This window comes from Chamaesiphon sp. OTE_75_metabat_556 (assembly GCF_031378165.1).
In the GTDB taxonomy this organism is placed as follows: domain Bacteria; phylum Cyanobacteriota; class Cyanobacteriia; order Cyanobacteriales; family Chamaesiphonaceae; genus Chamaesiphon.
Genome location: NZ_JANNDR010000368.1, coordinates 1 through 2,121, shown reverse-complemented (window position 1 = coordinate 2,121; position 2,121 = coordinate 1). Strand labels below are relative to the sequence as shown.

Below are 2,121 nucleotides of genomic sequence, written 5' to 3'. Positions count from 1 at the left end.
TTTCGATTTTTAATTTAATTTAATTTTATCGATCGTTCAAGCGATCGAGATAAAATAGTCTGGCTCATCGACCGCTACCAACGATGGTGCAGCTAGTCAATGGTAAAACGATCGAATTTACATCCTTTGAGGGTAAAAATCGATATAACTGGCGCACATCAGAGGATAGTAGATTGTTGATGCTATTGGGTTTCAGTCCTCAACCCAACCTCCAATTACTCGCGATCTAGACATGACAGCCGCAGCCAGTAGATATTGACCTCTCACCAAAAACGATACCTTGGATCGATCGATTTTCAACACCCGATCGGCATGAGGATTGTAGCTGCTATGATGTTTGAGCCGCAGCTTGCGCGATCGCGATCGGCGCACCCCAAAGGCGATCGAACTAGCTGTATGTAGGAGCGATTATCAAATCATCTAGAGCTTTTGGTGAGTATACGCATGTTGCTTGACATTATCGTCCTTGGTGACGACTCGATCGGCATTGAGAATCCGCTTGCGCTCGGTTGAATAGTTGAAGCTAGTATAGACTTCGCCTGGAGCGATATGCGATTGGGCTTCAGGGCGACGTTTATAAGTCCGTGCCGAAGCGATACAACGGTAAGCAAATTCATTTCCCAATTGACAGTCAGCGGGGAAACTAGCGGGAATTTCGGGAGTATCGCCACCGATTAAGGCACCCAAGGTTGTCGCTGCCGCAATTTCATAAGAGGTGGGAATGCCTTTGAGCAGGGCTTCCCATGCTGAGGAAGGGATTGGTTCGATGACTTTAACCGCATGTACCCCGTCATCATCCCGAAAGAAACAGGTGGCGACACCGACGACGAGATAGTCATCAGCGGTGAGATCGGGAGCCTCAGCGATCGTGGTTAGCATGGTCATAGTAATTTCTGTTGCGATCTTGCCGATCGAGTAGCTAGGTTTTGGTCTTGTATCGATCCTACCAATTTAAATAGGTTCGGCAGATCCTCGTTAAACTACTTATTATAGTAAAGAGCCAATACTTGTCGGTAGCTCGCGAGCGGATCTTAAACTTCTCGGGACGATCGCCACTAACTACCGACACTACCCAGATACTCGCCAGACATGGAAGCTTTTAGCCCGACACCACCAGATTGGATCGCCCCAGCAACTCACGCCGCTGGCTTTTGTTGCCCTAGCTGTAGCCAGAACTCTACTGTCGCTACCGCCGTGTGGATCAATCGCCGTTCGCCCGTCTCGATCGAAAATCGACGGCGCAAGTGGCAAGAATTTTATCTATGTGAGTGTGGCAAAGCTTGGTGGGGATGGAGCAACGAGCGCGCTCCTAACGAATTTGCCGATCGTGCTCCGGTCGATGGCGATCGGAGCGACATCGATTATGACAGCTTTTTTGGTTACTTTTAAATCGCTAAAAAGAATTAACAGCAATGGATTGGCAAGAAATTTCAGGTCATTGGGTCTATTTACCGCGTCAACCGCGTGCAGTAATCCATTTTTTAGGTGGGGCATTTGTGGCGGCGGCACCACATCTGACCTATCGATTGTTGTTGGAAGCTTTGGGCAAACAAGGCTATGCCATTATTGCGACACCGTTTATCAATACTTTCGATCATCGGGCGATCGCTAGTGATGTTTTTAATAGTTTTGAAGATACTTTAGAGTTATTGCAGACCCGAAGATATTTGCCAGCGGGTTTACCAGTATATGGAGTCGGACACAGTATGGGCTGCAAACTTCATTTACTAATCGGGAGTATGTATGATGTCAAACGAGAAGGTAATATTCTGATTTCTTTTAATAATTTTTCGGCGCGCGATGCGGTGCCCTTAATGGGCCAAATGCCAGCGGAATTTAATGTTGAATTTACGCCCAATCCCCAAGAAACACTCGATACGATCGCGGCTTATTATGATGTACCCCACAATTTAATCGTCAAATTCACCAATGATACGCTCGATCAATCCTATACTCTGTGTCAAACTTTAACCAAAATTTTCCCCGGGACGAACTCGACGTTGAGTATTAATGGTAGTCATGTGACCCCATTGGGACAGGATTTTCAATGGCAACTCAATCCGCAAATTTTTACGCCATTTGATGCGATCGGGCAGTGGATCAAACAAGAAGTCCATCGCG

4 protein-coding genes are annotated in these 2,121 nt (G+C 46.8%); 3 read left to right on the top strand and 1 reads right to left on the bottom strand.

Annotated elements, in window-relative coordinates:
* Positions 1-83: 83 nt before the first annotated feature.
* Positions 84-230, top strand: coding sequence for a hypothetical protein (locus tag RMO27_RS14790; RefSeq protein WP_309733807.1), 147 nt, complete (start codon positions 84-86; stop codon positions 228-230).
* Between the two features lie 190 nt (positions 231-420).
* Here the strand turns inward: RMO27_RS14790 and RMO27_RS14785 are convergent, their stop codons facing one another.
* Entirely contained in the window at positions 421-885 is a 465-nt protein-coding gene (locus RMO27_RS14785) for a hypothetical protein (protein ID WP_309733806.1), read from the bottom strand.
* Between the two features lie 204 nt (positions 886-1,089).
* On the opposite strand from RMO27_RS14785, the gene RMO27_RS14780 reads away from it, so the two are divergent.
* Together RMO27_RS14780 and RMO27_RS14775 are read left to right on the top strand one after the other, a co-directional pair.
* Complete coding sequence (locus tag RMO27_RS14780) at positions 1,090-1,389, top strand: hypothetical protein (RefSeq protein WP_309733804.1); 300 nt, start codon at positions 1,090-1,092, stop codon at positions 1,387-1,389.
* A gap of 23 nt (positions 1,390-1,412) precedes the next feature.
* The coding region (locus RMO27_RS14775; RefSeq protein ID WP_309733802.1) for a DUF1350 family protein at positions 1,413-2,121 on the top strand (709 nt) is incomplete at its 3' end.

Bases quoted from the DNA above. Each gene is read 5' to 3' on its own strand.
- RMO27_RS14780 (WP_309733804.1), top strand. From the start codon at position 1,090: ATGGAAGCTTTTAGCCCGACACCACCAGATTGGATCGCCCCAGCAACT.
- RMO27_RS14785 (WP_309733806.1), bottom strand. From the start codon at position 885: ATGACCATGCTAACCACGATCGCTGAGGCTCCCGATCTCACCGCTGAT.
- RMO27_RS14790 (WP_309733807.1), top strand. From the start codon at position 84: ATGGTGCAGCTAGTCAATGGTAAAACGATCGAATTTACATCCTTTGAG.